At 67.9% G+C, this 23,764-nt stretch carries 21 protein-coding genes; 9 read left to right on the top strand and 12 right to left on the bottom strand.

Annotated features, from left to right (window positions below; genetic code table 11):
- Positions 1-75 precede the first annotated feature (75 nt).
- The 8 genes from A4E84_RS20095 to dnaA all read right to left on the bottom strand — a co-directional run bounded on the left by A4E84_RS20095 (position 76) and on the right by dnaA (position 13,006).
- Positions 76-882 carry a DUF3566 domain-containing protein gene (locus A4E84_RS20095; RefSeq protein WP_062927907.1) on the bottom strand — a complete coding sequence of 269 codons (807 nt, stop codon included), beginning with the start codon at positions 880-882 and terminating at the stop codon, positions 76-78.
- Between the two features lie 19 nt (positions 883-901).
- Positions 902-3,493, bottom strand: coding sequence for a DNA gyrase subunit A (gene gyrA / locus A4E84_RS20090; protein WP_062927906.1), 2,592 nt, complete (start codon positions 3,491-3,493; stop codon positions 902-904).
- A 42-nt stretch (positions 3,494-3,535) separates the two neighbouring features.
- A complete protein-coding gene (gene gyrB / locus A4E84_RS20085; RefSeq protein WP_107308506.1) occupies positions 3,536-5,596 on the bottom strand; it encodes a DNA topoisomerase (ATP-hydrolyzing) subunit B in 2,061 nt (686 codons plus the stop codon).
- 432 nt (positions 5,597-6,028) lie between these two features.
- On the bottom strand, positions 6,029-6,574 hold the full coding sequence (locus A4E84_RS20080) for a DciA family protein (protein ID WP_062927904.1): 546 nt from the start codon (positions 6,572-6,574) through the stop codon (positions 6,029-6,031).
- The gene (gene recF, locus A4E84_RS20075; RefSeq protein ID WP_062927903.1) at positions 6,571-7,692 is read right to left on the bottom strand and encodes a DNA replication/repair protein RecF; all 1,122 of its coding nucleotides are present in this window, start codon (positions 7,690-7,692) and stop codon (positions 6,571-6,573) included. Before recF ends, A4E84_RS20080 begins: the two co-directional genes overlap by 4 nt.
- A 31-nt stretch (positions 7,693-7,723) precedes the next feature.
- Positions 7,724-8,599 (bottom strand): phosphogluconate dehydrogenase (NAD(+)-dependent, decarboxylating), encoded by an 876-nt coding sequence (gene gnd, locus A4E84_RS20070; RefSeq protein ID WP_062927902.1) that lies wholly within the window; start codon positions 8,597-8,599, stop codon positions 7,724-7,726.
- 197 nt (positions 8,600-8,796) lie between these two features.
- The gene (dnaN, locus tag A4E84_RS20065; RefSeq protein ID WP_062927901.1) at positions 8,797-9,927 is read right to left on the bottom strand and encodes a DNA polymerase III subunit beta; all 1,131 of its coding nucleotides are present in this window, start codon (positions 9,925-9,927) and stop codon (positions 8,797-8,799) included.
- Between the two features lie 1,027 nt (positions 9,928-10,954).
- Positions 10,955-13,006, bottom strand: coding sequence for a chromosomal replication initiator protein DnaA (gene dnaA / locus A4E84_RS20060; protein ID WP_079129030.1), 2,052 nt, complete (start codon positions 13,004-13,006; stop codon positions 10,955-10,957).
- A 374-nt stretch (positions 13,007-13,380) separates the two neighbouring features.
- On the opposite strand from dnaA, the gene rpmH reads away from it, so the two are divergent.
- The 9 genes from rpmH to A4E84_RS20030 all read left to right on the top strand — a co-directional run bounded on the left by rpmH (position 13,381) and on the right by A4E84_RS20030 (position 20,426).
- Positions 13,381-13,518, top strand: a complete 138-nt coding sequence (rpmH, locus tag A4E84_RS40895) for a 50S ribosomal protein L34 (RefSeq protein ID WP_005482975.1) — start codon at positions 13,381-13,383, stop codon at positions 13,516-13,518.
- A 21-nt stretch (positions 13,519-13,539) separates the two neighbouring features.
- A complete protein-coding gene (rnpA, locus tag A4E84_RS40890; RefSeq protein ID WP_079129029.1) occupies positions 13,540-13,911 on the top strand; it encodes a ribonuclease P protein component in 372 nt (123 codons plus the stop codon).
- Positions 13,908-14,282, top strand: coding sequence for a membrane protein insertion efficiency factor YidD (gene yidD / locus A4E84_RS40885; protein WP_078625382.1), 375 nt, complete (start codon positions 13,908-13,910; stop codon positions 14,280-14,282). The genes rnpA and yidD overlap by 4 nt, the downstream gene beginning before the upstream one ends.
- Positions 14,283-14,285: 3 nt before the next feature.
- Positions 14,286-15,575: a membrane protein insertase YidC gene (gene yidC / locus A4E84_RS20055; protein WP_062927899.1), complete on the top strand. Its 1,290-nt coding sequence runs from the start codon at positions 14,286-14,288 to the stop codon at positions 15,573-15,575.
- A 15-nt stretch (positions 15,576-15,590) separates the two neighbouring features.
- A complete protein-coding gene (locus tag A4E84_RS20050) occupies positions 15,591-16,103 on the top strand; it encodes a Jag family protein (RefSeq protein ID WP_062927898.1) in 513 nt (170 codons plus the stop codon).
- A 125-nt stretch (positions 16,104-16,228) separates the two neighbouring features.
- Complete coding sequence (gene rsmG, locus A4E84_RS20045; protein ID WP_033309899.1) at positions 16,229-16,945, top strand: 16S rRNA (guanine(527)-N(7))-methyltransferase RsmG; 717 nt, start codon at positions 16,229-16,231, stop codon at positions 16,943-16,945.
- Positions 16,946-17,310: 365 nt separating this feature from the next.
- On the top strand, positions 17,311-18,387 hold the full coding sequence (locus A4E84_RS20040) for a ParA family protein (protein ID WP_079129383.1): 1,077 nt from the start codon (positions 17,311-17,313) through the stop codon (positions 18,385-18,387).
- Complete coding sequence (locus A4E84_RS20035; protein ID WP_062927896.1) at positions 18,384-19,484, top strand: ParB/RepB/Spo0J family partition protein; 1,101 nt, start codon at positions 18,384-18,386, stop codon at positions 19,482-19,484. Before A4E84_RS20040 ends, A4E84_RS20035 begins: the two co-directional genes overlap by 4 nt.
- Before the next feature lie 324 nt (positions 19,485-19,808).
- Positions 19,809-20,426 (top strand): GNAT family N-acetyltransferase, encoded by a 618-nt coding sequence (locus A4E84_RS20030; RefSeq protein ID WP_062927895.1) that lies wholly within the window; start codon positions 19,809-19,811, stop codon positions 20,424-20,426.
- Between the two features lie 89 nt (positions 20,427-20,515).
- Here the strand turns inward: A4E84_RS20030 and trxA are convergent, their stop codons facing one another.
- The 4 genes from trxA to sigM form a co-directional block, all read right to left on the bottom strand.
- Positions 20,516-20,848 (bottom strand): thioredoxin, encoded by a 333-nt coding sequence (gene trxA, locus A4E84_RS20025; RefSeq protein WP_030847066.1) that lies wholly within the window; start codon positions 20,846-20,848, stop codon positions 20,516-20,518.
- Positions 20,849-20,892: 44 nt separating this feature from the next.
- A complete protein-coding gene (trxB, locus tag A4E84_RS20020) occupies positions 20,893-21,861 on the bottom strand; it encodes a thioredoxin-disulfide reductase (protein WP_062927894.1) in 969 nt (322 codons plus the stop codon).
- 165 nt (positions 21,862-22,026) lie between these two features.
- On the bottom strand, positions 22,027-22,977 hold the full coding sequence (locus A4E84_RS20015) for an anti-sigma factor family protein (RefSeq protein ID WP_062927893.1): 951 nt from the start codon (positions 22,975-22,977) through the stop codon (positions 22,027-22,029).
- Positions 22,974-23,702, bottom strand: coding sequence for an RNA polymerase sigma factor SigM (gene sigM / locus A4E84_RS20010; protein ID WP_062927892.1), 729 nt, complete (start codon positions 23,700-23,702; stop codon positions 22,974-22,976). Before sigM ends, A4E84_RS20015 begins: the two co-directional genes overlap by 4 nt.
- Positions 23,703-23,764 lie beyond the last annotated feature (62 nt).

Here is a 23,764-nt window from a genome sequence, read left to right as displayed (position 1 = left end):
TGAAGATTAGCGCACGACATGGGCAGTCCCAAAATCGGTTGTCGGGGCCCCGTCAGGCCAGCGGCGGAGGTTGCGTCACTCGTCCTCGGCGAGCGTCAGCTCGACACCGCCCACGAAGCCCGCGGACAGGTTGTAGATGAACGCGCCGAGGGTCGCGAGGGCCGTCGCCAGGACGACGTCGATGACCGCGATGACCGACGTGAACATCAGGACGTTGGGCAGCGACAGGAAGGCCTGCAGGTCGAAGCCGTTGGACTCGTTCGAGCCGGTGGCCTCGGAGATCGTGCCGCCGACCGTCGCGAAGACGCCCATGGCGTCCATGACCATCCACAGCACGGCGGCCGCGACGATCGTGCAGATGCCCAGGGCGATGGAGAGCAGGAAGCTGACCTTCATCACCGACCACGGGTCGGCCTTCGCCACCCGCAGCCGCGCCTTACGGACCCGCGGCGTGGTGCTCGCCCCCGTGCGGGGACGCCGGACGGCACTCGTAGCGGCGCCCGCTCCCGCTCCGGCCGCCGCCGGCTGCGCCGGGTAGGCCTGCGGCGGGTGGTACGGCCCGGCCTGCTGCTGCGCCTGCCGTTCCCCGGGCAGCGGCGAGGCCGCGCCCGGCTCCTGCGCGGCCGGCTGTGGCTGCGCGCCGGAGGCGGACGGGCCCGTGCCGGCCTTGGGCTGCTTGGTTTTCGGACCTCGGGTGTCCGTCACAGTTCCCCCCTGTGATGCATGCGAGTCAGGCGAGGGCGTGTCCTTGGTCGGGGACTTGATCGCCTTCAGGTTGGTCGTGTGCGGGTCCGCCGCACGCGCGGCGGAGCCACGGCCGCCGTCGTCCGCTTCCGTTCCCCTTGGGGTTCCGGCCGGTCCGGCGCCCGTGGCTCCGCTCACGCTGACTCACTCCTCGTGCCTACTCGGCCGAGGGCGCCTCACCCTCGTCCGTGCCGCTCGCGGCGCCCTCGGCGGTATCGTCGACGACCACGTCGCCGTCGACCTCCTCCGCCTCGCGTCCCGCCTCGGCGTTGCGAGCGATGCCCACGACGGCATCGCGCTTGCCCAGATTGATCAGTTGGACGCCCATGGTGTCACGGCCGGTTTCCCTGATCTCGTTGACTCGCGTACGAATCACACCGCCCGACAGCGTGATGGCGAGGATCTCGTCGGTTTCCTCGACCACCAGCGCGCCGACGAGGGACCCACGGTCCTCGACGATCTTGGCAGCCTTGATGCCGAGGCCGCCGCGACCCTGGACGCGGTACTCGTCGACGTTGGTCCGCTTCGCGTACCCGCCGTCTGTGGCAGTGAACACGAACGTACCGGGTCGAACAACATTCATCGAGAGCAGCTCGTCGCCCTCGCGGAAGCTCATGCCCTTGACACCCGAGGTGGCACGGCCCATGGGCCGCAGGGTGTCGTCCGAGGCGGTGAACCTGATCGACTGCGCCTTCTTGCTGATCAGAAGCAGATCGTCGTCTGCCGAGACCAGTTCGGCTCCGATCAGCTCGTCGTCCGAACCGTCCTCCATCGACCGGAGGTTGATCGCGATCACGCCGCCGGAACGGGGTGAATCGTAATCCTTCAGAGGCGTCTTCTTCACAAGTCCGGCCTTGGTGGCGAGCACGAGGTAGGGAACCGCCTCGTAGTCGCGGATCGCCAGGATCTCGGCGATCGCCTCGTCCGGCTGGAAGGCGAGCAGGTTCGCGACGTGCTGACCGCGCGCGTCCCGGCCGGCGTCCGGCAGCTCGTAGCCCTTGACGCGGTAGACGCGGCCCTTGTTGGTGAAGAACAGCAGCCAGTGGTGCGTGGTGGACACGAAGAAGTGGTCGACGATGTCGTCTTCCTTGAGCTTCGTGCCGCGCACGCCCTTGCCGCCGCGCTTCTGGGCGCGGTAGTCGTCGGTCTTGGTGCGCTTGATGTAGCCGCCCCGGGTGACCGTGACGACGATGTCCTCCTCGGCGATCAGGTCCTCGATGGACATGTCGCCCTCGTAGGGGATCAGCGTCGTCTTGCGGTCGTCGCCGAACTTCTCGACGATCGCGGCCAGTTCGGCGCTGACGATGCCGCGCTGGCGGACCGGGGAGGCCAGGATCTCGTTGTACTCGTTGATCTTCGCCTGGAGTTCGTCGTGCTCCTGGACGATCTTCTGGCGCTCCAGGGCGGCCAGTCGGCGCAGCTGCATCTCGAGGATGGCGTTGGCCTGGATCTCGTCGATCTCCAGCAGGCTCATCAGGCCGCCGCGGGCGATCTCCACGGTGTCACTGCGCCGGATCAGCGCGATGACCTCGTCGATGGCGTCCAGGGCCTTCAGCAGGCCGCGCAGGATGTGCGCCCGCTCCTCGGCCTTGCGCAGCCGGAAGCGCGTACGGCGGACGATGACCTCGATCTGGTGGGTCACCCAGTGGCGGATGAACGCGTCGAGCGAGAGCGTGCGCGGCACGCCGTCCACCAGCGCCAGCATGTTGGCGCCGAAGTTGGTCTGCAGGTCGGTGTGCTTGTACAGGTTGTTCAGCACGACCTTGGCGACCGCGTCCCGCTTCAGCACGATGACCAGGCGCTGGCCGGTACGCGAGGAGGTCTCGTCACGGACGTCCGCGATGCCGCCGATCTTGCCGTCCTTGACCAGGTCGGCGATCTTCTGGGCAAGGTTGTCCGGGTTGACCTGGTAAGGGAGTTCGGTGACCACCAGGCACTGGCGGTTCTGGATCTCCTCGACCTCGACGACCGCGCGCATGGTGATGGAGCCGCGGCCGGTGCGGTACGCCTCCTCGATGCCCCGGCGGCCGACGACGAGCGCGCCGGTCGGGAAGTCCGGGCCCTTGATGCGCTCGATGAGCGCGTCCAGCAGCTCCTCGTGCGAGGCCTCGGGATTCTCCAGGTACCACTGGGCACCGGAGGCGACCTCGCGCAGGTTGTGCGGCGGGATGTTGGTCGCCATGCCGACCGCGATACCGGCCGAACCGTTGATCAGCAGGTTCGGGAAGCGCGCCGGCAGGACGGTCGGCTCCTGGGAGCGGCCGTCGTAGTTGTCCGTGAAGTCGACGGTCTCCTCGTCGATGTCACGGACCATCTCCATCGACAGCGGCGCCATCTTGCACTCGGTGTACCGCATGGCCGCGGCGGGGTCGTTGCCCGGGGAACCGAAGTTGCCGTTGGAGTCGACCAGCGGCATCCGCATCGACCACGACTGGGCCAGGCGCACCAGCGCGTCGTAGATGGAGGAGTCGCCGTGCGGGTGGTAGTTGCCCATGACGTCGCCGACGACGCGGGCGCACTTGTAGAAGCCGCGCTCGGGGCGGTAGCCGCCGTCGTACATGGCGTACAGCACACGGCGGTGAACGGGCTTGAGGCCGTCACGGACGTCCGGCAGCGCACGCGAGACGATGACGGACATCGCGTAGTCGAGATACGAGCGCTGCATCTCCGTCTCGAGCCCGACGGGCTCGACGCGCATGGCCAGGGCGTCACCCTCGGGCGTCGTCACAGGAGTGTTCTCGTCGGTCATTGCTGGTGAAGATCCTTCCTGATGCGGTCAGCTGAGACCGACTCAGATGTCGAGGAAGCGGACGTCCTTGGCGTTGCGCTGGATGAACGCGCGGCGGGCCTCGACGTCCTCGCCCATGAGGACCGAGAACAGGTCGTCGGCCTGGGCGGCATCGTCGAGGGTGACCTGGCCGAGGACGCGGTGCTCCTGGTCCATGGTCGTGATGCGCAGTTCCTCGGCGTTCATCTCGCCGAGACCCTTGAAGCGCTGCACGGAGTCGTCCTTGATGCGCTTGCCGGCGTTGCGGCCCATCTCGATCAGGGCGTCGCGCTCGCGGTCGGAGTAGGCGTACTCGAAGTCGTCCTTGCCCCACTTGATCTTGTAGAGCGGCGGGCGGGAGAGGTACACGTGACCGGCCTCGACCAGGGGCCGCATGAAGCGGAACAGGAACGTCAGCAGCAGGGTGTTGATGTGCTGGCCGTCGACGTCGGCGTCCGCCATCAGAATGATCTTGTGATAGCGCAGCTTCTCGATGTCGAAGTCCTCGTGGACTCCGGTGCCGAAGGCCGAGATCAGCGCCTGGATCTCCTGGTTCTGCAGGATCTTGTCGATCCGCGCCTTCTCGACGTTCAAGATCTTGCCGCGGATCGGGAGGATCGCCTGGTACTGCGGGTTGCGGCCGGACTTGGCCGAGCCGCCTGCGGAGTCACCCTCGACGATGAAGATCTCGCACTTGGTGGGGTCGTTCGACTGGCAGTCGGAGAGCTTGCCCGGCAGGGACGCCGTCTCCAGCAGGCCCTTGCGGCGGGTCAGGTCACGCGCCTTGCGGGCCGCCACGCGCGCGGTGGCCGCCTGGATGCCCTTGCGGATGATGTCCGCGGCCTCGTTCGGATTGCGGTCCAGCCAGTCCGCGAGGTGCTCGTAGACGACCTTCTGGACGAAGGTCTTGGCCTCGGTGTTGCCCAGCTTGGTCTTCGTCTGACCCTCGAACTGCGGCTCGCTCAGCTTGACCGAGATGATCGCCGTCAGACCCTCGCGGATGTCGTCGCCCGTGAGGTTGTCGTCCTTCTCGCGCAGCAGCCTCTTGTCGCGCGCGTACTTGTTGATCAGCGAGGTCAGCGCGGCCCGGAAGCCCTCTTCGTGCGTACCGCCCTCGTGGGTGTGGATGATGTTCGCGAAGGAGTACACGCCCTCGGTGTAACCGCCGTTCCACTGCATGGCGATCTCGAGGGACAGCTGCCTGTCCTTGTCCTCGGCCTCCAGGTCGATGACGGTCGGGTGGACCGCCTCGCCCTTACGGGAGTTGAGGTACTTCACGAAGTCGACGATGCCGCCCTCGTAGTGGTACGTGACGGTCTTGACCTCGGCCTTCTCGTCCGCACCGGCCTCGTCGGCACCGGTCACGGCCTTCGCCGACTCGCGCTCGTCAGTGAGTTTGATCGTCAAACCCTTGTTGAGGAACGCCATCTCCTGGAAGCGCCGCGAGAGCGTCTCGAAGGAGTAGTCGGTGGTCTCGAAGATGTCGCCGTCGGCCCAGAAGGTGACCGAGGTGCCGGTCTCGTCCGTGGCCTCGTGCTGGGCGAGCGGGGCCGTCGGGACGCCCATCTTGTAGTCCTGCGTCCAGCGGTGGCCGTCGGTCTTCACCTCGACGGAGACCTTGCCGGACAGGGCGTTCACGACCGAGACACCGACGCCGTGCAGACCACCGGAGACCGCGTAGCCGCCGCCGCCGAACTTGCCGCCCGCGTGCAGCACGGTCAGCACGACCTCGAGAGCCGGCTTGCCCTCGGACGGCACGATGCCCACCGGGATGCCACGGCCGTTGTCGACGACGCGGACGCCGCCGTCGGCGAGGATCGTCACCTGGATCGTGTCCGCGTGCCCGGCCAGTGCCTCGTCGACGGAGTTGTCGACGACCTCGTACACGAGGTGGTGCAGGCCACGCTCACCGGTCGAGCCGATGTACATGCCGGGTCGCTTGCGGACCGCGTCCAGACCCTCGAGGACGGTGATGGCACTGGCGTCGTACGAGGCGGTGACCTCGCTGTTGGAGGTGATCGCCTCGCTGCTCACGCCTTCGTCGGTGGACGGGATGTTCTCGTTGGGGTTGCCGGAATCGGCCACGAAGCGCCCTTTCTGGCACAGCACGAGCCAGGCTCGTCGGCGGGTTGCCGGAGCGGCTGCGGCATGTTGCGTTGGTAAGCCTTGATCAGCGTTGCTCAGCTTTTCCCGGACGGTCCCCAGCGAGTGGGGCGGGATTGCTTCCAGTCTACCGGTAGCACTGACACTGATGGGGGTTTGCCGGTACCTGAGTCCGCATGTGCCGCCCTCGATGGGTCTCGTCCGACTCCCGATATACGGATGGGGGCCCCAAGAGGCTCACGGAGGCACTCAGCGCTTCCGGCCGTCAACCCTTGGCTACTTCGGAGTCAGGTCGCGATTCGCAACCGTGTGCGGGCACACGCCGAGAGCACGGCCGGCTCTCCGGAGGGGTGGGCGGAAGCCCTCGATGTGAAGTCACTCACGTGCTGTCGACGGGTGGGAAACCGGTGCCGATCAGCCGTACGTATCGCCCGGACCGGTGCTGCCGGGGGCGCGCAGCGGCCCGTAGCGGCGGGCGGGGCCGCCCGGGCCCTGCACCTTGATCAACTGCACCGTGCCGTGGCCCAGGTCCTCGTTGAGGCGCGCGACCAGCGTGGGCGCGAGCAGCCGGAGGTTCGTCGCCCAGGCCGTCGAGTCGCAGCGCACGGTCAGGACCCGCTCGTCCTCGTCGTACCTCTCCGGCACGCAGTGCTTGGCCACGTCCTCGCCGACGATCTGCGGCCAGCGGCCCATCACACCGCCCACCGCGGCCGGTGCCTCCCAGCCGCGTTCGGTGATCAGCCGGTTGATCGCGGAGCCGAGCGCCATCGGATCACGGCCGTCAGCGCGCGCGCCGGAGCGCAGACCCCCGCGGCGCGCCTGCTTCTTCTGCTGCGCCGCGTCCCCACGCGCGCGTGCGGCATCCTTCGCGGCGCGCAACGCCACGCGCGCGAGGTCGACGCCGGAGGGCTCAGGAGTTCTGGGGGGCTTGGGGGCGTCGTCGGATGTGTTCTCCGTCATACGCGCTCGACCGTCCCCTCGGACACGGCGAACCGAGTGCCGGACAGCACATGGGGTACGTCGTCGTCGACCGCCGCCGTCACCAGGACCTGCTCGCCGGGGGCCACCAGTTCGGCGAGGCGCTCACGGCGTCGGGTGTCCAGCTCGGCGAAGACGTCGTCGAGCACCAGCACCGGCTCGTTGCCCTCCGCCCGGAGCAGGTCGTACGACGCCAGCCGCAGCGCCAGCGCGTAGGACCAGGACTCGCCGTGGGAGGCGTAGCCCTTGGCGGGGAGCTGGCCGAGTTTGAGCTGAAGGTCGTCCCGGTGCGGGCCGACCAGGGTCACCCCGCGCTCGATCTCCTGCTTGCGGGCCTCCGCGAGCGCCGCCATCAGCTGTTCGAAGAGGTCCTCGCGGGTGTGCGCCTCGCCCGGCGCGGACGGCTTGTACTCCAGCGCGACCGGGCCGCCGCCGGGCGCGAGTTGCTCGTACGCCTTGTCGGCCAGCGGCTGGATCGTGGCGATCAAATCCAGACGCTGAGCGAGCAACTCCGCCCCGACGCGCGCGAGATGCTGGTCCCACACGTCCAGGGTGGACATGTCCATGGTGCGACCACCGTGCCGACGGGCCAGCGCCGCGGACTTCAGCAGGGTGTTGCGCTGCTTGAGGACCCGGTCGTAGTCGGAGCGGACCCCCGCCATGCGCGGGGAACGCGCGGTGATCAGCTCGTCGAGGAACCGCCGCCGCTCACCGGGGTCGCCCTTGACCAGCGCGAGATCCTCCGGCGCGAACAGCACCGTCCGCACGATCCCCAGCACGTCACGCGGCCTGACCTGCGAGGACCTGTTGATCCGGGCCCGATTGGCACGCCCCGGGTTCAGCTCCAGCTCGACCAGCTGCTGCCGCTCACCCTGCCGGACCTGCGCCCGGATGATCGCGCGCTCGGCGCCCATGCGGACCAGGGGGGCGTCGGAGGAGACCCGGTGGCTGCCGAGGGTCGCGAGATAGCCGACGGCCTCGACGAGGTTGGTCTTGCCCTGCCCGTTCGGCCCGACGAAGGCCGTCACCCCGGGGTCGAGCGGGACCTCGACCCGGGGGTACGAGCGGAAGTCGGCCAGCGACAGATGCGTGACGTGCATGGTCGTTCCGCCGACCTCCCTCGGTGCTCGGTTACTTCTTCTCGACCGCGTGGCCGCCGAACTGGTTCCGCAGCGCCGCGATCATCTTCATCTGGGGCGAGTCCTCCTGGCGGGAGGCGAACCGCGCGAACAGCGACGCGGTGATCGCCGGCAGCGGCACCGCGTTGTCGATGGCGGCCTCCACCGTCCAGCGTCCCTCCCCGGAGTCCTGTGCATAACCCCGGAGCTCGTCCAGGTGCTCGTCCTCGTCGAGCGCGTTGACCGCGAGGTCCAGCAGCCAGGAGCGGATGACCGTGCCCTCCTGCCAGGAGCGGAAGACCTCCCGGACGTCCGTCACGGAGTCGACCTTCTCCAGGAGCTCCCAGCCCTCGGCGTAGGCCTGCATCATCGCGTACTCGATGCCGTTGTGGACCATCTTCGCGAAGTGGCCCGCGCCGACCTTGCCGGCGTGCACCGAGCCGGAGTCTCCCTCCGGCTTGAGCGCGTCGAAGACCGGCTGCACCTTGGCGACGTGCTCCTTGTCGCCGCCGTACATCAGCGCGTAGCCGTTCTCCAGGCCCCAGACGCCGCCGGAGACACCGCAGTCGACGAAGCCGATGCCCTTGGCCGCCAGCTCCTCGGCGTGCTTCACGTCGTCGGTCCAGCGGGAGTTGCCGCCGTCCACGACGACGTCGCCGGGCTCCAGCAGTTCGGCGAGCCGGTCGATCGTGGTCTGCGTGGCCTCACCGGCCGGGACCATCACCCAGATCACGCGAGGCCCGCTGAGCTTGCCCACAAGCTCTTCCAGGCTGTGGACATCGGCGAGGTCCGGGTTGCGGTCGTATCCGAGGACGGTGTGACCTGCGCGGCGGATCCGCTCGCGCATGTTGCCGCCCATCTTGCCGAGGCCGACGAGACCGAGCTCCATCAGTTGTTTTCCTTAGGTTCTGCGACGTGGCGTGGCGGCACATGCGTACCGCGCGGCACTTTCGTACCCGCGTCCGAGCCTAAACCCGGACGCTCGCGCACATCTGTGGGCATACGCGCTCAGTCGTACGCCCTCACCTGCAACTTTGTCCTCAGCCTGTGGACAACCGCGGACGATCCTCGGCGCCTCGGACAAGCTCAGCCGCTGAGGCGCACCGGCATGATCAGGTACTTGTAGGCGTCGTCCGCCTCGGCGTCCAGCGCGGGCTTGCCGCTGAGCAGAGCGGGCTTGGTGGACGTCGTGAACGACAGCTGGGCCACCGGGGAGTCGATGGCGCTCAGGCCGTCCAGCAGGAACGTCGGGTTGAAGGCGATCGAGACGTCGTCGCCCTCCAGCTGGGCGTCGACCCTTTCCACAGCCTGTGCGTCGTCGCTGGAACCGGCCTCCAGGATGAGCACGCCCTGCTCGAAGCTGAGCCGCACAGGGGTGTTGCGCTCGGCGACCAGGGCCACGCGCTTGACGGCCTCCACGAAGGGGGCCGTCTCGATCACGGCGACGCTGTTGAACTCCGTCGGGAACAGCGAGCGGTACTTCGGGAGATCACCCTCCAGCAGGCGGGTCGTCGTACGGCGGCCCGCGCCCTCGAAGCCGATCAGGCCCTCGCCCGAGCCCCCGCCGGACAGCGCCAGGATCACCTGGTCGCCGCTGGTCAGTGCCTTGGCGGTGTCCAGGAGCGTCTTGGCGGGCACCAGGGCGACCGCGGAAGCGTCCGGGTTCTCCGGCTTCCACAGGAACTCGCGGACCGCGAAGCGGTAGCGGTCGGTGGACGCCAGCGTGACGGTGTCGCCCTCGATCTCGATGCGTACACCCGTGAGGACCGGCAGCGTGTCGTCACGGCCGGCCGCGATGGCGACCTGGGAGGCGGCGGAGGCGAAGACCTCGCCGGGGACCGTGCCCGTCGCGTTCGGCATCTGCGGCAGGGCCGGGTACTCCTCCACAGGCAGGGTGTGGAGTGTGAACCGGGACGAGCCGCAGACCACGGTCGCCCGTACACCGTCTGTGGAAATCTCCACCGGCCGGTTGGGAAGCGCGCGGCAGATGTCCGCGAGCAGGCGGCCGGAGACCAGGACCGTGCCCTCCTCGTCGACCTCGGCCTCCACCGACACCCGCGCGGAGACCTCGTAGTCGAAGCTGGACAGGCTCAGCTGGCCTTCCTCGGCCTTCAGCAGCAGGCCGGCGAGGACAGGCGCCGGCGGACGGGCCGGGAGGCTGCGTGCCGCCCAGGCCACTGCCTCCGCGAGTACGTCGCGTTCCACCCGGATCTTCACTGTTGCCGCCTCCTGCTGTTGCCGGCGCTTCTCGCTCTGCCTGGCCCTCGTCGTCTGTCTCGGTGTCGACGGTCCCTGTGACGGGGAGGACACCGGGGACCAGTCTGACGCACCGCACTGACAGTAGGTGCCTCTCGGGGTCAAGTCGTGACGAGGGGCAGCCGGGCACCGAAGAGCGAGTTGTGCACAGGGCCCCCTTCGAAACGGATTCCCAGCTCTCTCTAGTCGGGAGTAGTAGTAGGGGCTGTGGATACCGTGGATAACCTCGTTTGCCCAGCTCAGGGCGGGAATTTTGTCCACGGGTCCTGTGGGTGGAGGCGGTGGACAACCGGGCGCATCTGTGGAGAACAGAAAGTTCTGCACACGCCGTGCACAGGGTGAGGCGAGTTCTCCCCAGCGCCGTCCCCAGCTTTACCCACCTTTCCCACAGCCCAACCCGGCACCTTTGTGTGACGCCTTTCACTCGACCCGGTGAGGAGGCGCGTCGTGTTGCCGAACAGTGGACAGGCATGTGGAGAAGCGAGTGTTTGCTGGGGACAACTCTCCCCAGCCTGTGGGTGGCCGGTGGACAACTCGGTGCACAGCCTGTGGATCATCTCGTCGTCCACAGGCTGTGGAGATCCTTCGTCCACGAATCCACAAGCACCTGAGCTGGTCTGATGGTCTATCAACAGTGGCTGCTGTGGACACGGTCTGGACAACTTCCCGGTCCCCAGGATGTGGACGGCAGAAAGTCCACGAATCTGTGGAGGGAGGCCGTAACCCGGCGGCTATTCGAACAGTGGGTTGCGATCAGGTGCCGGGTGCGGAGGCCGGGGATCCGCACCAGCGGGGCTCGGAGAGGCTCGGAATGCCTCGGTGGGGGCATCGGGAGTCCTCGGAGATCGGCGTTCTCGGAGGTCGGGAGTCCTCGGAGAGGGGTGTCGCTGCGGCCCACCCGTGTCGTCGTGGCGCCCAGGGCTCCTGTGCATGAAGAAGGGCGCCCCAGAGCCTCTGGGGCGCCCTCAGCGGTGTACCGCTGTCGCCGTCAGCCGTTCTTGATGCGGTTGGTCAGCTCGGTGACCTGGTTGTAGATGGAGCGGCGCTCGGCCATCAGATTGCGGATCTTGCGGTCCGCGTGCATCACCGTGGTGTGGTCGCGGCCGCCGAACAGCGCGCCGATCTTCGGCAGCGACAGGTCCGTCAGCTCACGGCACAGGTACATGGCGATCTGACGGGCGGTGACGAGGGCGCGGCCGCGCGAGGTGCCGCACAGGTCCTCGACGGTCAGCCCGAAGTAGTCCGCCGTCGCGCCCATGATGGCAGTCGAGGTGATCTCGGGCGCGGAATCGTCGCCGCCGGGGATGAGGTCCTTGAGGACGATCTCCGTCAGGCCCAGGTCCACCGGCTGCCGGTTGAGCGAGGCGAACGCCGTGACCCGGATCAGGGCGCCTTCCAGCTCGCGGATGTTGCGCGAGATCCGGGATGCGATGAACTCCAGCACCTCTGGCGGCGCGTTCAGCTGCTCCTGCACTGCCTTCTTGCGGAGGATCGCGATCCGCGTCTCCAGCTCGGGCGGCTGGACGTCCGTGATCAGCCCCCACTCGAAACGGTTCCGCAGCCGGTCCTCCAGTGTCACCAGCTGCTTCGGCGGCCGGTCGGAGGACAGCACGATCTGCTTGTTGGCGTTGTGGAGCGTGTTGAAGGTGTGGAAGAACTCCTCCTGCGTCGACTCCTTGTCCGCCAGGAACTGGATGTCGTCGACGAGCAGGATGTCCATCTCGCGGTACCGCTTGCGGAAGCTGTCGCCCTTGCCGTCGCGGATGGAGTTGATGAACTCGTTGGTGAACTCCTCCGAGCTCACGTACCGCACCCGCGTGCCCGGGTAGAGGCTGCGCGCGTAGTGCCCGATCGCGTGCAGCAGGTGCGTCTTGCCGAGCCCGGACTCCCCGTAGATGAACAAGGGGTTGTACGCCTTCGCCGGTGCCTCTGCCACAGCGACCGCGGCCGCGTGGGCGAAGCGGTTGGAGGCGCCGATCACGAACGTGTCGAAGAGGTACTTCGGGTTCAGACGCGCGGTGGGCTCACCGGGGCCGGTCGCCGGCGCGGGCTGCGCGGCCAGTGGGCCGGGCGCGCCTGTCGTCGGCAGGTTCGGGCCGACCGGGCCGCCCCGGTGCACGTGCCCGGAGCCGGCCGGCGGCTCGGGCAGCTCCCGGCGCACCGGGTCGCGCTGATCGTAATCGGGGCGTGGCGCGTCGTAGTCGGAGCGGGGCTGCTCGTAGGAGGGGCGCTCCATGGGTTGGGGACGGTAGTCCTGCGAGGAGGAGCCGTAGGAGTCCTGGGAGCCGTACGCGTCCTGCCCGCGTGACGCGTACGGGTCACGCTCGGGGAAGCCGAGGCGCTGCTGCTGCCAGCCGTACTCGTCTTGTTGCGACGGCCGGGGCCAGGAGCCCGGCTCGGGCCGCTGGTACTCGGACGGGTACGCGGGACGGGCCGTGGGAAGTTGATCTGCGCGCGTAGGCGGAAGCTGGTCACCGGCCGGTCCGGGCAGCTGGTCGGCGCGGTGGCGGCCGTACCCCTCGTATCCGTCGCGGTCCTGACGGTCCTGACGGTCCTGGCGGTCCTGGCGGTCATAGGCGTCACGGTCGGGGCGGTCGTATCCGTCACGTTCCGGCCGGTCGTAGCCGTCGCGGTCCTTGCGGTCATAGGCGTCGCGCTCGGGGCGGTCGTATCCGTCGCGGTCCTGGCGTGCGGCCGGGAGCTCGGGCTCCTCGTAGCGCTGCTGGGGGCGGGACGGGGGTGCCGGCGTGGCGGGGGGCTCGCCGGCGGAGTCGTCGACGGTGATCGCGATCCGGATGGGGCGGCCGCACTCGCGGCTCAGTGTCTCGCTGACGATCGGCGCCAGCCGGCCCTCCAGTACGCCCTTGGCGAATTCGTTCGGTACGGCGAGCAGGGCGGTGTCTGCGACCAGTGCGAGGGGCTGGCAGCGCCGGATCCAGTGCTCGTCCTTCCCTTCGACCCCTTGGCTGCGGCCCTCCCCGAGGAGCTGCTCCAATACGCGTGGCCACACTGCGGCAAGATCGGCAGGTACGTCAGCCACAGGGCACGCTCTCTCACAGGTCCCACGAACGTGTGGTTCTGGGACGGCTCGGGATGTAAATCGGGTGGGGCAGGGATAAGGGAACGAATCGGAGTTCCGTCACGGTAGTCAGGGCGGCCGGTAGGGTTCAAGTTGTTGTCCCCAGCCTGTGGACAAGTGTCTCCCGGCGACTCCTGGTTTGACCGGATGGCGTAGCCGCGCGTACCGTAACCAGGTCGAGTTGTCGATGGCTGCTGCCGCCTGCCTCCGATGGGCACAGATCATTTGGGTGATCGGTCAGCGGTGCACTCGGGCGTAACTGCGAGCTACTCGTGGGCGCACGGTGACAGCCAGGACGGCACCCCGCAACCACCGATTTCTTCTGGAGCCCCCGAGTGAGCAAGCGCACCTTCCAGCCGAACAACCGTCGTCGCGCGAAGACCCACGGCTTCCGCCTGCGGATGCGTACCCGTGCCGGTCGCGCGATTCTCGCGAACCGTCGCAGCAAGGGTCGCGCCAGCCTGTCCGCCTGATTCTGATCAGGTCATGACGTCGTGCTGCCTACCGAGCATCGGCTGAGGCGGCGCGAGGACTTCGCGACCGCGGTACGACGAGGACGCCGGGCCGGACGCCCGTTCCTCGTCGTCCACCTACGGAGCGGTTCCACGGACCCGCACGCGCCTGGGGAGAGCGCTCCCCCGACGCGTGCGGGTTTCGTCGTGAGCAAGGCAGTGGGTGGCGCGGTCGTGCGGAACAAAGTGAAGCGCAGGCTTCGCCACCTGATGCGCGAGCGAGTTGCCCAGCTGCCCCCCGGTAGCCTGGTAGTCGTACGAGCGCTGCCCGGATCGGGCGACGCCGACCATGCACAGCTGGCCCGAGACCTGGATGCCGCTCTCCAGCGGTTGCTGGGAGGGGGCGCGCGATGAAGTACCCGCTGCTGGCTCTGATCAAGCTCTACCAGTGGACGATCAGTCCGCTGCTCGGGCCGGTCTGCAAGTACTACCCCTCGTGCTCCCACTACGGCTACACGGCCATCGACCGGCATGGTGCCATCAAGGGAACGGCACTCACGGCATGGCGCATCCTGCGGTGCAATCCGTGGTCGCTGGGCGGTGTGGACCATGTCCCGCCGCGCAAGCGCCCGCGGTGGCACGAAATGCTGCGTAACGCGTGGCGCGCACGCAAGGGCGGGCCCTCCGCCGCCGGACCGGCCACCGAGGGACAGACTTCTCCCACAAGTCCGTCGAGTCCTTCGAGCCCGGCCGCAGAGACACCGTCCCATGCCCAAGGAGCATGATTAGTGGACACGATTGCCAGCCTCTTCAGCTTCATCACCACACCCGTCTCCTGGGTCATCGTCCAGTTCCACACGGTGTACGGCGCCATCTTCGGCCCTGACACCGGGTGGGCCTGGGGCCTGTCGATCGTGTCCCTGGTGATCCTGATCCGTATCTGCCTGATCCCGCTCTTCGTGAAGCAGATCAAGGCCACCCGGGCGATGCAGACGCTCCAGCCCGAGATGAAGAAGATCCAGGAGCGCTACAAGAACGACAAGCAGCGTCAGTCCGAAGAGATGATGAAGCTGTACAAGGAGACGGGCACCAACCCGCTCTCCTCGTGCCTTCCCATCCTGGCGCAGTCCCCGTTCTTCTTCGCCCTGTACCACGTGCTCAACAGCATCGCGTCGAACGACACCATCGGTGTGATCAACGAGAACCTGCTGCAGAGCGCGCAGAAGGCGCACATCGTCGGCGCGCCCCTGGCGGTGAAGTTCACCGACAGCTCGTCGAAGGTGGAAGCGCTCGGCGCCTCGCTCACCGATGTGCGCGTGGTCACCGCCGTCATGATCGTCCTGATGTCGGCGTCGCAGTTCTTCACCCAGCGCCAGCTGATGACGAAGAACGTCGACACCACGGTGAAGACGCCGTTCATGCAGCAGCAGAAGATGCTGATGTACGTCTTCCCCGTCATGTTCGCCGTCTTCGGCATCAACTTCCCGGTCGGTGTCCTCGTCTACTGGCTGACCACCAACGTGTGGACCATGGGTCAGCAGATGTACGTCATCCGCAACAACCCGACCCCGGGTTCCAAGGCCCAGGCCGAGTACCTGGAGCGCCTGACCAAGCACGTCACGCAGCACGACAAGGTCGGCAAGCGTCGCGACCGGGCCATCGTCAAGGCCATCGTCGCCAAGGGCCGCGATCGCAACGAGTTCGAGCGCAAGTTCATCAACGGCCTGAGCAAGGCCAACCTCGCCGCCCAGGCCGACGGCACCGTGATCAAGAGCGACACCGCGGCAGTGGCCGAGGCCGAGGACGGCACGCCGATCACCGCCACCGGTGCTGCCAAGCGCCAGCAGCCGAAGCGGCAGAGCAAGTCGCAGCGTCAGCACGGCGGAACCGCCGGTGCCAAGGCGGCGGGTGAGAACGAGCCGAAGACGTCGCTGACGAAGTCCGACGAGCCCGAGGACGCCAAGCCCGCCGCCGCTGCCAAGAAGGGCGGCGCGAAGCCCGCCGGCGGCACCCGCAGCAAGGCCCAGTCCGGACAGCGCAAGGGTCCGCAGCGGCCCAAGTCCCCGTCCAAGAAGTAAGAAGGAGTCCATCCCGTGACGGAAGGCACCACCTCCGCCGCTGCCGAGGGTGCAGACACCCTGACTCGCCTGGAGCAGGAAGGCGAGATCGCGGCGGACTACCTGGAGGGTCTGCTCGACATCGCCGACCTCGACGGCGATATCGACATGGACGTCGAGGCCGACCGCGCCTCCGTCTCGATCATCAGCGACGCGGGCGGCCGTGATCTGCAGAAGCTGGTCGGCCGTGACGGCGAGGTGCTGGAGGCGCTCCAGGAGCTCACTCGTCTGGCCGTGCACCGGGAGACCGGTGACCGCAGCCGCCTGATGCTGGACATCGCCGGCTACCGGGCGCAGAAGCGCTCGGAGCTGTCCGAGCTGGGCGCCAAGGCCGCCGCGGAGGCCAAGAGCAGCGGTGAGGCCGTCAAGCTGGAGCCGATGACGCCCTTCGAGCGCAAGGTCGTGCACGACGCGGTCAAGGCCGCGGGTCTGCGCAGCGAGTCCGAGGGCGAGGAGCCGCAGCGCTTCGTCGTCGTGCTGCCCGCCTGATCGGCCCCTACGTTTTCCGGCCCCGTCTGTTGCGCAGGCGGGGCCGAACTTTGTCAGCCTGATAGTTCTGGTGGTTCTGGTGTCGGCGCCGGGTGCGCTGACGCGGTACGGAAGGACGGTCCCCCGTGACGGAGGCAGCGGAGCTTCCCCCCGCGCCCGAGCAGGCGCGTGAGGTGTTCGGTGATCGCTTCGCGGATGCGGTGCGGTACGCCGAGCTGCTTGCCGAGGCGGGCGTGAAGCGCGGTCTCATCGGCCCGCGGGAGGTGCCCCGCCTGTGGGAGCGGCACCTGCTGAACTGCGCGGTGCTTTCGGAGGTCGTGCCCGATGGCGTGACGGTGTGCGATGTCGGCTCTGGCGCCGGTCTTCCCGGCATTCCGCTGGCGCTGGTCCGCACCGACCTGAAGATCACGCTCCTGGAGCCGCTGCTGCGGCGCACCAACTTCCTCACTGAGGTCGTGGAGCTGCTGGGCCTGGACCATGTGACCGTCATGCGCGGCCGGGCCGAAGAGGTCATGGGGAAGATCCAGCCGGTCCACGTGGTGACGGCCCGGGCCGTCGCGCCGCTCGACCGGCTCGCGACCTGGGGTATCCCGCTGCTGAGGCCGTACGGGGAGATGCTCGCGCTCAAGGGAGACACCGCCGAAGAGGAGCTGAAGAGCGCCTCGACGGCGCTCAGCAAGCTGGGCGCGGTGGAGACCTCCATCCTGCATGTGGGTGAGGGCGTGGTGGATCCGATGTCCACCGTCGTACGGGTCGAGGTCGGGGAGAGCCCCGGCGGCGTGCGCTTCGCCGCGAAGCGCGCCAAGGCGGCTCGCACGGGGCGGACGCGCCGCCGACGTTGAGTCGATCCGGAGTCCGTGGCGGTTATTCGGTCTTCCTGAACTGATCCCGTTTCCTCTGTCGAGCAGGCCTTCCGGTACTGATCCGACCTGAGGGCGCTGATCCGTCCTGACGACGAGACGTACTCCACACAAGCTGCCAAACCGATGCAAGCCGGAGTGTCGCGGCAGTCCGGCCTCGGCTGCTGTGCATCGTGTTTCACGTGAAACGTCGCTCACTGCTGCACGGCATCATCAGTCGTGGCCGCGCCGCGGCCGAACCCCGCGACCGGAAGCCTCTAGGGTCACTCGATGAGGGCCCTGAGGTATCCACAGAGGTGGATTTCTCCACAGAACGACAGGCCTCACTGGTTCACGACCCCGAAGACATGGGAGGCTCTGTTCATTGCGAGCCTGAAGTCGAGGAGAGTGAATCCTTGCGGTCCGACGCCAACATCGCGGGACCGATGACCGATCCGGTCCCCGGTCCCCGTACCGAGTCGATGGGGGCGGATGTTTCACGTGAAACACCGCCTCCGATGGACGACACTCCCATCGGTCGTGCTGCCCAACTGGCGGTGGAGGCTCTGGGTCGTGCCGGCGAGGGCCTGCCACGGCCCGAGCAGACCCGAATCATCGTGGTCGCCAACCAGAAGGGTGGCGTGGGCAAGACGACGACGACCGTCAACCTTGCCGCTTCCCTGGCGCTGCACGGTGGCCGGGTCCTGGTGGTCGACCTCGACCCACAGGGCAATGCGTCCACGGCGCTGGGTATCGACCACCACGCTGAAGTTCCTTCCATCTACGACGTGTTGGTCGACAGCAGGCCGCTCTCCGAGGTGGTCCAGCCGGTCCCCGACGTCGAGGGCCTCTTCTGCGCTCCCGCCACGATCGATCTCGCCGGTGCGGAGATCGAGCTGGTGTCCCTGGTGGCACGGGAAAGCAGGCTGCAGCGTGCGATCCAGGCGTACGAGCAGCCGTTGGACTACATCCTCATCGACTGCCCGCCCTCCCTCGGTCTCCTGACGGTCAATGCGCTGGTGGCGGGCCAGGAAGTTCTGATCCCCATCCAGTGCGAGTACTACGCGCTGGAAGGCCTCGGGCAGCTGCTACGCAACGTCGACCTGGTGCGGGGGCACCTCAACCCCGCCCTTCATGTGTCGACCATTCTGCTCACCATGTACGACGGCCGGACGCGGCTCGCGTCACAGGTCGCGGAAGAGGTGCGCACTCACTTCGGTGAAGAGGTGCTGCGGACGAGCATCCCGCGCTCCGTCCGTATCTCGGAGGCGCCGAGTTATGGGCAGACGGTACTGACTTACGATCCTGGATCGAGTGGTGCCCTCTCCTACCTTGAGGCGGCACGAGAGATCGCGCTGAAGGGCGTCGGCATCAGCTATGACGCGACGCACGCCCATATCGGCGTACAGCAGAACGACCCGAGCATGGTGGAGGGCATTCAGTGAGCGAGCGACGAAGGGGGCTGGGCCGTGGTCTCGGCGCACTGATCCCTGCTGCGCCGACGGAGAAGTCGGTGGCTCAGGCTGCGGCGGGGAACGCTGCTTCCACATCCCCTGCGGCAGTACCTGTCCTGCCGAACGATCGTGGGGTGGCCGCGGCGAAGGTAGCGACTCTGCCGACTGTTTCACGTGAAACAGAGGAGCCGGTGCAGCCGACCGCTCCCACCGCGCCTGCGGCGCCCATCGGTGCGCACTTCGCCGAGATCCCGCTCGACTCCATCACGCCGAACCCACGCCAGCCGCGTGAGGTATTCGACGAGGACGCGCTGCACGAGCTCATCACCTCCATCAAGGAAGTGGGTCTCCTCCAGCCGGTCGTCGTGCGGCAGGTGGGTCCTGCCCGCTACGAGCTCATCATGGGTGAGCGTCGGTGGCGCGCCTGCCGTGAGGCGGGGCTGGAGGCGATCCCGGCGATCGTGCGGGCCACAGAGGACGAGAAGCTCCTTCTGGACGCTCTTCTGGAGAACCTGCACCGTGCTCAGCTGAACCCCCTGGAAGAGGCAGCCGCCTACGACCAACTGCTGAGGGACTTCAGCTGCACGCATGACCAGCTGGCGGACCGTATTGGCCGGTCCCGGCCGCAGGTCTCCAACACCCTGCGTCTGCTGAAGCTCTCGCCGGCCGTGCAGCGTCGGGTCGCCGCCGGGGTGCTCTCCGCGGGCCACGCCCGGGCACTGATCTCCGTCGAGGATTCGGAGGAGCAGGACCGGCTGGCCCACCGCATCGTGGCCGAGGGCCTCTCGGTGCGAGCCGTCGAAGAGATCGTGACCCTGATGGGATCGCGACCCCAGAAGGCCCAGAAGCCCAAGGGCCCCCGTGCCGGTGCCCGGGTCTCTCCTGCGCTGTCCGACCTCGCCACGCGACTGTCCGACCGCTTCGAGACCCGCGTGAAGGTCGACCTGGGGCAGAAGAAGGGCAAGATCACCGTCGAGTTCGCCTCGATGGAGGACCTTGAGCGGATCCTCGGCTCACTCGCTCCTGGCGAAGGGCGGGTCCTGCAGAAGAGTCTTCTGGAGGGCGACTCCGGGGAGAGCGAGTCCTGAGCCTCCGGTAAGGAGCATGTGCTGTGCAGGAGACGGAGCGGGCCGTGTCCGGTGTGTACCGGAACGTGGCCCGCTCTTTCCTTTCTGTCGGTATCGATGGAATCGCATCGTCGATACGATGCGTTCGGGTACGGCGCAGCCACTTGGCAGCACCTCTGAGAGGGAGGCAGGGGCCATGCGAACCATGAGCCGCACCGGACTGGTGAGCACCGGTTTGGGGCTCGGAGCGGTCGGTGGGTTCATCGGCAGTCTCCTCAGGGAACGGAGTGCTCTGACAGCCGCCCGCGATGCGGCGGCGGGCGAAGGAAGCGAGGATCAGCCTTCATGGGCCGCCGGCTCGTACCGCTCACGCTGGACAACCTCCAGGACCTGCCCAAGCGTTGTCGCTCGTGTGTCTTCTGGGAACTCGACCCAGTCAGCGGTGAGGCCGCGGTAAAGGCGGGCACAGCGGCTCCAGAGAAGGAAGCCTGGATCTCGGCGGTTCTGCTGGACTGGGGATCCTGCGGGCGGGTCGTCTACGTCGACGACGTGCCGGTGGGCTTCGTGCTCTACGCCCCGCCTGCCTATGTCCCTCGCTCCACGGCGTTTCCCACGAGTCCCGTCTCGCCTGATGCGGTGCAGCTGATCACCGCGTTCATCGTGCCGGGCTACCAAGGGCAGGGACTGGGCCGGGTCATGGTGCAGACGGTTGCCAAGGATCTGCTGCGGCGCGGGTTCAAGGCGATCGAGGCCTTTGGAGATGCGCGCTGGAAGGAACCCGCCTGTGTGCTGCCCGCTGATCATCTTCTGGCGGTCGGCTTCAAGACGGTCCGCCAGCACCCCGCCCATCCTCGGCTGAGGCTGGAACTGAGGTCGACGCTCTCCTGGAAGGAAGATGTCGAGCTGGCGCTGGACCGGCTTCTGGGTGCAGTGCAGAAGGAGCCGGCCTTGCGGCCGCTGTAGAGGAACCAAACGAATGGGCCAACCCGGCAGGGTTGGCCCATTCGTGTTTCACGTGAAACATGCACCGTCGGTGCGACGGTGCAGCCGATTCACTCGGCGATGAACTCCTCGAGGTCGCGAACGATCGCGGCCTTCGGCTTCGCGCCCACGATGGTCTTGGCGACCTCGCCACCCTGGTAGACGTTCAGGGTCGGGATGGACATGACGCCGTACTTGGCGGCCGTACCCGGGTTCTCGTCGATGTTCAGCTTGACGATCTCGATCTTGTCGCCGTACTCGGAGGCGATGGCCTCAAGGGACGGCGCGATCTGGCGGCAAGGACCGCACCAGGCGGCCCAGAAGTCCACCAGAACAGGCTTGTCGCTCTTCAGGACGTCCTGCTCGAAGGAGTCGTCGGTCACGTTCTTCAGGGTGCCGGCCACGGAGGGCTCCTAACTGGTTGGTGCGTGGGGCGGGTAGAGAGAGGTCAGACAGAGGTCTTCTCGGGCTCGGGCTGCTCCTCGTCCGCCAGGGCGGCGAGATAGCGCTCGGCGTCGAGAGCTGCGGAGCAGCCGGTCCCGGCCGCGGTGATCGCCTGACGGTAGGTGTGGTCGACCACGTCGCCGGCACCGAAGACGCCGGTCAGGTTCGTGCGCGTCGACGGCGCTTCCACCTTCAGGTAGCCCTCTTCGTCCAGGTCGAGCTGGCCCTTGAAGAGCTCGGTGCGCGGGTCGTGGCCGATGGCGATGAACAGCCCGGTCACCGGCAGGTCCGAGATTTCACCGGTCTTGAGGTTGCGCAGCTTCAGGCCCGAGAGCTTCGGGTCGCCCTGGATCTCGGCGACCTCGCTGTCCCACACGAAGTTGATCTTCGGATCGGCGAAGGCGCGCTCCTGCATGGCCTTGGATGCGCGCAGGGTGCCGCGGCGGTGGACGACGGTCACGGACTTGGCGAACCGCGAGAGGAAGGTGGCCTCCTCCATCGCGGTGTCGCCACCACCGATCACGGCGATGTCCTGGTCCTTGAAGAAGAACCCGTCACAGGTGGCGCACCACGACACGCCACGGCCGGAGAGAGCGTCCTCGTTCGGCAGGCCCAGCTTGCGGTGTTGCGAGCCGGTGGTGACGATGACGGCCTTGGCCTGGTGAACGGTGCCGGCGGTGTCCGTGACGGTCTTGACCTCACCGCTCAGATCGACGGCCACGATGTCGTCCGGGACGAGTTCGGCTCCGAAGCGCTCCGCCTGGGCGCGCATGTTGTCCATGAGGTCAGGGCCCATGATGCCGTCCCGGAAGCCCGGGAAGTTCTCGACGTCCGTGGTGTTCATGAGTGCGCCACCTGCGGTGACGGCGCCCTCGAACACCAGCGGCTTCAGCGACGCGCGCGCGGTGTAGAGCGCCGCCGTGTAGCCGGCGGGCCCGGAGCCGATGATGATCACGTTACGGACGTCGCTCACGGCTTGATTCCTCGTCTCTGGACTGCGTCGGTCGAGCGGTGGGAGTTCTCTATGACCTCTCACCCCACCCAACGGATCCTAAGGGGCGCGCATTCCCGCTGTGTCCGGGCACACGGAGATGCGTCGCGCTGCGGCGAGCCCGCAGGGTGAGGACGAGGCGTTCGCTCAGGCAGCCGGGTAGGTGCGCTTCAGGAGTACCTTGCCGGCGGCCGTGGGTGCCTCGTGATCCACACAGGTCGCGTCAACGATGTAGGCCGTGACCCGAGTGGTGTCGGCGTCGTCGGGAAGCAGCACGAGCATGGCCTTCTTCCCTTGATAGGTGCCGTCCTCGGTGGCCAGGGCCGCGTCGTGGCGTCCGATGCCGTCGCGGACGCAGCCGGGAATCACGGCTTCCTTGAAAACCCTGGGCTGGTCGGTGCCAGGGGCTGTGGCTGCGCCGAAGGGGGTGCGGGAGCCGCCGCCCTTGGTCTTGTTCTCGGACAGGAGATCGGTGACCTGCTTCTGCAGCTTTCCTTCGGAGAAGGTGTCCGCGGCAGTGGTCTGCCGTTCCCCTGCCGTGTCATGAGGAGGCTTGTTGTCCCCGAGCGATGACAGCAGGACGGAGCCCAGCCCCAGGGCGGCCACCGTGAAAACGGTCCCCAGGACGGCAATCCTGCGGCGCCCGGTGCGCGTGCGGTCCTTGCGGCCAGGACCGGTGGTCGAGGATCGGGGACGGCCAGCGGGTCGATCGGCAGGACGGTCGGCGGGTGTCGATGTTTCACGTGAAACATCGACACCGCTGTCGTCCCTGGCCGGGGCACGGGCAGCGCCGGAACCGGCAACACTCTCCGGCTCCGGGCTCTCCTCGGAGTCCGGTCCACTGGCGTTCAGCAGAGCCTCGGCGGCGAGAGCGGCATCGATGCGGCCCGCGACATCGGCGGGCATCCGCGGCGGTCCCGGTAGCGTGCCGAGCAGCCCGCGGATCTCCTCCAGGGAGGCGTACACATCCGCGCAGAGCTCGCACTCGTCCAGATGACGGCGCAGGTCGGTGGTCCGGGCCGGTGGGAGGAGTCCCTCGGTGAGGTCGGAGATCTCCGCGACGTCCGGGTGCCCGGCCATGTCTGTCGTCGACGTCACGCTCGTCCACCTCCGCCCTTCACTGCCGCTGAGTCGCTCGGTCCTGCGTCCGGGGATCCCGCTCGGGACGGGCCCGCTGCGGGTGGGACGGCCGGGCCCTGCGTCCGGTTCCGTTCTCCGCCCGGGTTCTTGCCCTCACCGCTGCCGTCCTGCCGTAGATGGGTGAGCAGCGGCAGGAGCCTGGCTCTGCCTCGCGCACATCTGCTCTTGACCGTGCCGGTGGGCACGTCGAGGATGCGGGCCGCCTCCGCGACCGGGTAGCCCTGCATGTCCACCAGGACGAGCGCGGCACGCTGATCGGCCGGTAGGGTTCCCAGGGCTTCGATGAGCTGCCGGTGGAGATCGTTTCGCTCGGCTGGGGCCGAGGCCGACTCGTGCGGCTCCAGCAGCTGCTCCAGGCGCTCGGTGTCGTCGACGGGAGAGGTCTTCCGGGAGGCCGCCTTGCGGGCGCGGTCCAGGCATGCGTTCACCGTGATCCTGTGCAGCCACGTCGTAACGGCCGACTGGCCCCGGAAGGTGTGGGCGGCCCGGTAGGCGGACACGAGGGCGTCCTGCACGGCGTCAGCGGCTTCCTCGCGGTCGCCGAGCGTCCGCAGCGCGACGGCCCAGAGCCGGTCGCGATGACGGCGTACCAACTCGGCGAAGGCTTCCGGGTCGCCTCCTACATGAAGGCGGATCAGTTGGGCATCGGTCGCCGGTGAGCTGTTCTGGTGCTCTACCTGCACGTCCCCTCCCCGTTCCGCTCTGAGTGGTCCATTGAATCCTGAGGGCCGGTGGGATGTAAACG

Origin of the sequence: Streptomyces qaidamensis (genome assembly GCF_001611795.1) — a bacterium.
Lineage (GTDB): Bacteria > Actinomycetota > Actinomycetes > Streptomycetales > Streptomycetaceae > Streptomyces > Streptomyces qaidamensis.
Note: the sequence above shows the minus strand (reverse complement) of the source record. Positions and strands in the feature narration are given on the sequence as shown.

What these genes read in the sequence shown, in the direction of transcription:
- recF (WP_062927903.1), bottom strand. Translation starts at nt 7,692, where the DNA reads ATGCACGTCACGCATCTGTCGCTGGCCGACTTCCGCTCGTACCCCCGG.
- gyrA (WP_062927906.1), bottom strand. Translation starts at nt 3,493, where the DNA reads ATGACCGACGAGAACACTCCTGTGACGACGCCCGAGGGTGACGCCCTG.
- gnd (WP_062927902.1), bottom strand. Translation starts at nt 8,599, where the DNA reads ATGGAGCTCGGTCTCGTCGGCCTCGGCAAGATGGGCGGCAACATGCGC.
- A4E84_RS20040 (WP_079129383.1), top strand. Translation starts at nt 17,311, where the DNA reads ATGGGAGGCTCTGTTCATTGCGAGCCTGAAGTCGAGGAGAGTGAATCC.
- yidD (WP_078625382.1), top strand. Translation starts at nt 13,908, where the DNA reads ATGAAGTACCCGCTGCTGGCTCTGATCAAGCTCTACCAGTGGACGATC.
- A4E84_RS20030 (WP_062927895.1), top strand. Translation starts at nt 19,809, where the DNA reads ATGGGCCGCCGGCTCGTACCGCTCACGCTGGACAACCTCCAGGACCTG.
- A4E84_RS20080 (WP_062927904.1), bottom strand. Translation starts at nt 6,574, where the DNA reads ATGACGGAGAACACATCCGACGACGCCCCCAAGCCCCCCAGAACTCCT.